Origin of the sequence: Azonexus sp. (assembly GCF_036170495.1) — a bacterium.
Classification (GTDB): domain Bacteria; phylum Pseudomonadota; class Gammaproteobacteria; order Burkholderiales; family Rhodocyclaceae; genus Azonexus.
Genome location: NZ_JAVHPH010000011.1, coordinates 1201 through 7249 on the forward strand (window position 1 = coordinate 1201; position 6049 = coordinate 7249).

At 58.7% G+C, this 6049-nt stretch carries 7 protein-coding genes; 3 read left to right on the forward strand and 4 right to left on the reverse strand.

Going from position 1 to position 6049, the window contains the following annotated elements; genetic code table 11:
* Positions 1-463, reverse strand: a 463-nt coding sequence (locus ADADOO_RS00455) for a CNNM domain-containing protein (RefSeq protein WP_511274195.1), incomplete at its 3' end; no start/stop codon positions are given.
* Positions 464-466: 3 nt separating this feature from the next.
* Complete coding sequence (locus ADADOO_RS00460; RefSeq protein WP_511274196.1) at positions 467-1306, reverse strand: cytochrome C assembly family protein; 840 nt, start codon at positions 1304-1306, stop codon at positions 467-469.
* Positions 1307-1335: 29 nt separating this feature from the next.
* Here ADADOO_RS00460 and ffh point away from each other — a divergent pair, with 29 nt between their 5' ends.
* Complete coding sequence (gene ffh / locus ADADOO_RS00465; protein WP_511274197.1) at positions 1336-2691, forward strand: signal recognition particle protein; 1356 nt, start codon at positions 1336-1338, stop codon at positions 2689-2691.
* A 69-nt stretch (positions 2692-2760) separates the two neighbouring features.
* Here the strand turns inward: ffh and ADADOO_RS00470 are convergent, their stop codons facing one another.
* A complete protein-coding gene (locus tag ADADOO_RS00470) occupies positions 2761-3372 on the reverse strand; it encodes a lytic transglycosylase domain-containing protein (protein WP_511274198.1) in 612 nt (203 codons plus the stop codon).
* Entirely contained in the window at positions 3360-5090 is a 1731-nt protein-coding gene (locus ADADOO_RS00475; RefSeq protein WP_511274199.1) for a proline--tRNA ligase, read from the reverse strand. The genes ADADOO_RS00470 and ADADOO_RS00475 overlap by 13 nt, the downstream gene beginning before the upstream one ends.
* Positions 5091-5202: 112 nt before the next feature.
* Here ADADOO_RS00475 and ADADOO_RS00480 point away from each other — a divergent pair, with 112 nt between their 5' ends.
* Complete coding sequence (locus ADADOO_RS00480) at positions 5203-5751, forward strand: RNA pyrophosphohydrolase (protein ID WP_511274201.1); 549 nt, start codon at positions 5203-5205, stop codon at positions 5749-5751.
* A 2-nt stretch (positions 5752-5753) separates the two neighbouring features.
* On the forward strand, positions 5754-6049 hold a 296-nt coding region (locus ADADOO_RS00485; protein ID WP_511274200.1), incomplete at its 3' end, for a CNP1-like family protein.

Genomic DNA, 6049 nt, shown 5'->3' on the forward strand with positions numbered 1-6049 from the left:
GGCCACTGGCGAAGAGGTTGATGAACCAGACCGCGGGGTAAAAGAGCCGGAGCAGCGGCGTTAGCACGTAGCCGAGGCGAACGGCCAGGCGGTCGGCATGGGTGGCACCGATGATCTTGGGGGTGATTTCCGAGAAAACGAGGATGGCAAAGGTGATGGCGAGTGTGCCGGCGGCCAGCGCCCATTTCTCTTCGCCGAAGAGTGCGATGGTGATTGCGCCAACGAGTGTCGCTGCGGCGGAGTTGACCAAATTATTGCCAAGCAGGATGACGCCAAGCATTTTGTCGGTCTGGTCAAGCAGGGCGGTCGCTTTTTGTGCGCCGTGATGTCCGGACTGGGCCAGATGGCGAAGGCGAAAACGGTTGCTGGCCATCATGGCAGTTTCGCTGAGCGAAAAAAATCCCGACAGAGCCAGCAAGACAACCAGCACTATAAGCAGCGCCGATAGCGGAATTTCATCCACGACTCAGACTCGCCCCAGGATGACTTCGGCGACGAAACGGCTACCGACATAGGCCAGAATCAACAAAGCAAATCCGGCAAGGGTCCAGCGCAGGGCGCGTTTGCCGCGCCAGCCCCAGGCATGGCGGCCGACCAGAAGGGTGGCAAAAATGCCCCATGAGGCGAAGGCGAACAGGGTTTTGTGATCTATTGTCAGCGGCTTGCCGAACAGGGCTTCGGAGAAGAGGACGCCGCTACCGACGGTTAGGGTCAACAGAATGAAGCCGACCAGCAGCATCCTGAACAGGAGCTTTTCCATGGTCAGGAGTGGCGGCAGGCTGTTCAGGCTGCGTTTGAGCGAGCGCTTGTGCAGGGCATTTTCAGTAAAGCCCATGAAGATGGCGTGGAGCGCTGACAGTGTCAGCAGGCTGTAGGCCAGCATGGCGGCCAGAAAATGCAGCTTGAAGCCGGTGGCGCTGGCGTTGGCGACCAGATGTACGTTCGGGAAGAAGACTGGAAGGACGGTGCATAGAGCCGCCAGGGGGAGGACCATCGGCTGCATGCCTTCCATTCTCGCCATGAAGCTTTCCAGCCAGTAGATCAGGACGGCGAGCCACATCATCAGGGAGAGGGCGAAGCTGAACGAGAAGCGCATGCCGATTTCGGCAAACAGGGCATCGTAGAGCGCGGCAGCGTGAATGAAAAGGGCGGCGGCAATGGCGACGCGCTCCCACGCTTGCATGGGGCAGGCGACGCACTGGTTTTCGCCTTCGCGCCAGCGGGTATTCCAGAAATGGAAACCAAGTGCAGCGTAAAGCAGGGCGGCGAGGATGTGCGGCAGAAGCTGAATTACAATATCAACCATCCTTGAATTCTACTAGAAGCCCAAACGACATGCTCGATAACCTGACCAATCGCCTTGCTCGCGTCATGAAGACGCTGAAGGGCGAAGCTCGCCTGACGGAAACCAATATTGCCGATGCGCTGCGCGAAGTGCGCATGGCCCTGCTCGAAGCCGACGTGGCCTTGCCGGTGGTCAAGGATTTCATCGCCGCCGTCAAGGAAAAGGCGGTTGGCGAAGCGGTCATCGGTTCGCTGAGTCCGGGGCAGGCGCTGATTGGCGTCGTGCATGCCGAACTGACCAAGATTATGGGCGATGCCCACGAGGGGATCAATTTCAATACCCAGCCGCCGGCGATCATCCTGATGGCCGGTTTGCAGGGCGCCGGCAAGACGACCACCGTCGGCAAGCTGGGTAAGTTCCTTAAGGAAAATCACAAGAAGAAGGTGCTGGTGGTTTCCTGTGACGTCTATCGTCCGGCGGCTATCGAGCAGTTGAAGTCGGTGGCCGGGCAGGCTGGCGTCGATTTCTTCCCGTCGACCACGGGCGAGAAGCCGGAGGCCATTGCCCTGGCGGCGATTGATTGGGCGAGGCGTCATTATCACGACGTGGTGCTGGTTGATACGGCTGGTCGCTTGGCTATCGATGAAGAGATGATGGCGGAAATCAAGCGGCTGCATGCGGCGATCGATCCGATCGAGACGCTGTTTGTCGTCGATGCCATGTTGGGTCAGGATGCGGTCAATACGGCCAAGTCGTTCAACGAGGCGTTGCCGTTGACTGGCGTTGTGTTGACCAAGTTGGACGGCGATGCGCGCGGTGGCGCGGCTTTGTCGGTGCGTCACATTACTGGCAAGCCGATCAAGTTCTCGGGGGTGGGCGAAAAGTTGTCGGGCCTGGAGGCGTTCCATCCCGAGCGGATGGCTTCGCGTATCCTGGGCATGGGCGACGTGCTGTCGCTGATCGAGGATGCCAAGAAGGGCCTGGATGAGGAAAAGGCGATTGCTTTCGCCAAAAAGTTGAAATCAGGCAAGGGCTTCGACCTCAATGACTTCAAGGAGCAGATTGCCCAGATGCGCAATATGGGCGGCCTGACCGCGATGATGGACAAGATGCCGGCCCAGATCGCCCAGATGGCCGGTCAGTTGCCGGCCGGGGCCGAGGGCAAGATGGTCGGTCGCGTTGAGGGCATCATCAATTCAATGACCCCGCTCGAACGGTCCAAGCCGGACCTGATCAAGGCCAGCCGCAAGCGTCGTATCGCGATGGGGGCGGGGGTTCAGGTACAGGAAGTCAATCGTCTGCTCAACCAGTTCGAGCAGACGCAGAAAATGATGAAGATGATGACCAAGGGCGGCATCGGCAAGCTCATGCGCGGCATGAAGGGCATGATGCCCGGGATGCGCTGATTTTAATTTTGGCCGTTTTTTCTGGTTGACCGTAGCAGTCCTACGGTCAACGAGAAAAATTGCCGAAAATCAAAGTCCAGACTGGGCGAGGCGAGCTGGCTTCTCGTAGCTCCACTGGTTCTGCCAGGCGGCGCGAACCATATTCGGATATTCCGGTTTGCCCAGGCTGCCGTTGTAGCGGCCGAGGGCGCGGAAGAGGTCGCCCTTTTCAATATCCAGGTAGTGACGCAGGATGGTGCAGCCGTAACGCAGGTTGGTCCGCAGGTCGAACAGCGAGTTGTCGGGACGGCCAATGATCTTGACCCAGAACGGCATGACCTGCATGTAGCCGCGCGCCCCGGCCGACGACACGGCGTATTTGCGGAAGCCCGATTCGACCTGCATGAGGCCGAGCACCAGTTGCGGGTCGAGTCCGGCACGGGTCGCTTCGTAATGCACGCTGCGCAGCAGATCAATGCGGTATTCGCGGTTCGGGATGCGTTTTTCCAGCCGACGCGACATCTCGCCCAGCCAGTTCGCCGCTTCCATCGGGCTCTTGAATGAACTGACCGTCGGACGGGAGTCCGAGACCGCCTTGTGCAGCGCGGCCTGGACGCTGGCCGACAGCGGCTCATACTTTTGCGCGCCAGCGAAGGCCGCCGACGCGCCAAACAAACAAAGGGCCGCGATCAGGCGGTGCACAACTTTCCTTTGAGGACGCTGAGGGCATCGGCCTGGGCGATCATTGTCGGTTCCGCATCGCGGCGACCCTTGTATTCGAGTTGGCCTTCCTTCAGGCCGCGCTCGCCGATGACGACGCGGTGCGGGATGCCGATCAGTTCCATGTCGGCAAACATGACGCCAGGGCGTTCGTTACGGTCATCGAGGACGACATCGACGCCTGCTGCCTTCAGCTCGCCGTATAACTGGTCTGCCGCGGCCTTGACGGCCTCGCTCTTGTGGTAGCCCATGGGCACCAGGCAAACTGCGAACGGCGCGATGGCCGGCGGCAGGATGATGCCCTTGTCGTCGTTGCCCTGCTCGATGGCGGCGCCGACGATGCGCGACACGCCGATGCCGTAGCAGCCCATTTCCATGATCTGGCTTTTACCGCTTTCGTCGAGGTAAGCGCAATTCAGTGCCTCGGCGTACTTCTGGCGAAGCTGGAAGATGTGACCGACTTCAATGCCGCGCAGGATTTCCAGTGTGCCCTGACCGTCGGGTGACGGATCGCCGGCCACAACGTTGCGGATGTCGAAGACTTCCGGTTCCGGCAGGTCGCGGCCGAAATTAACCCCGCTCAAGTGGAAACCAGCCTCATTGGCGCCGCAAACGAAATCGCTCATCGCGGCTACGCTGCGGTCGGCAAAAATGGCCACTTTTTCCCGGTTGACCGTAGCAGGCCCGATGTAACCGGGCTGGCAGCGCAGATAGTCCTCAACCTCGCGCTCCGTGGCGAAACGGAACGGGTTGATGGCGGCGATCTTGCTCGCCTTGATTTCATTCAACTCGTGATCGCCGCGCAGCAGCAAAAGAGCGAATGTCGTGCTGCCATCTTCCTTCTCACTCATGACAGCGATCGATTTGACGATTTTTTCCAGTGGTACGCCCAGGTATTCGGCGACGTCGACGCAAGCCATTTTGCCCGGCGTGGCGACCTTTTCCATGGCCTTTGTTGCCGCACCGCGCGGGGCTGATGGGGCCACCGCCTCGGCCAGTTCGACGTTGGCGGCATAGCCCGAATTCGGGCAGAAGGCGATATCGTCCTCGCCGGAATCGGCTAAAACGTGGAATTCATGCGAACCAGTGCCGCCGATCGAGCCCGTGTCCGCAGCGACGGCGCGGAACTTCAGGCCGAGGCGGGTGAAGATACGGCTGTACGTGTCGTACATGTTGCCGTATTCGCGCTTCAGGTCGTCGAACGAGGTGTGGAAAGAATAACCATCCTTCATCAGGAACTCGCGGCCGCGCATGACACCGAAACGGGGGCGAATTTCATCGCGGAACTTGGTCTGAATCTGGTAGAGGTGAATCGGCAACTGGCGATAGCTCTTGACGTCGCGGCGTACCACGTCGGTAATCACTTCCTCGTGCGTTGGGCCGATGACGAATTCGCGGTGATGACGATCCTTGAAACGCAGCAGTTCCGGGCCGTATTGCTCCCAGCGGCCGGACTCTTGCCACAACTCGGCCGGTTGGACAGCCGGCATCAGCAATTCCAGCGCTCCGGCATTATTCATTTCTTCGCGCACGATATTTTCAACCTTACGCAGCACACGCAATCCGAGCGGCATCCAGGTATAAATGCCCGCTGCTGCGCGCTTGATATAGCCGGCGCGTAGCATCAATTTCTGGCTGACAACTTCAGCGTCGGCGGGGGCTTCCTTGAGAGTCGTAAAAAAGAACTGCGAAGTGCGCATGGGATGCTCTTGAATTCGTTGAGAAACCTCGATTTTACACGGTCCGGCTTCTTTGCAAGCGGGCGCCCTTTGTGAAAGAATCCGGCTAACTATTAATTTTTGCAGGATATTTATGCTCGACCGTGAAGGCTACCGCCCGAACGTCGGCATCATTCTTTGTAACGCCAAGAACGAGGTTTTCTGGGGAAAACGCATACGTGAGCATTCCTGGCAGTTTCCGCAAGGTGGCATCAAGCGGGGCGAAACGCCCGAAGAAGCCATGTTTCGTGAACTGCACGAAGAGGTCGGGCTCCTGCCCGAACACGTGCGTATCCTTGGGCGAACCAAAGGCTGGTTGCGTTATGAAGTGCCGACACACTGGATCAAGCGCGAATGGCGCGGTTCCTACAAAGGCCAGAAACAAATCTGGTTTCTGCTTCGCTTGGTAGGGCGCGACAGCGACGTCAGTCTGCGCGCCACCAACAAGCCGGAATTCGACGCCTGGCGCTGGAACGATTACTGGATTCCGCTGGATGCGGTGATTGAGTTCAAACGTCTTGTTTACGAGCAGGCGCTCAACGAACTTGTCCGCTTCATCGATTTCGACCGTAAAGGGGTGAAGCATCGCAGGCTAGCCGATGAGCCGGCGGATTTCGATACGCCTGCGCCGCACAAGGATTAGCTATGCCATTGTTCCGAAGTGTGTCATTCCTGTTGGCGGCCATGTTTGCATCAGCCACCGTTTTCGCTGAATTGGCTGATTTCGAAGAAGATTACGAAACCAAGCAATGGCAGGAAATTGAAGTTCAGCTGCCGGCAGCTCCCAGGAAAGAAACCCTGTTGCCGTTTTATGTCAGTGCGGCGACTGAGAATCGGTTTTTCATCGATGGAGCGACGCTTAGCGTCGGCAAAGATGGCGTTGTTCGCTACGTTCTGCTCGTCCTGACGCCACAAGGTGCGCGCAATGTTACCTACGAAGG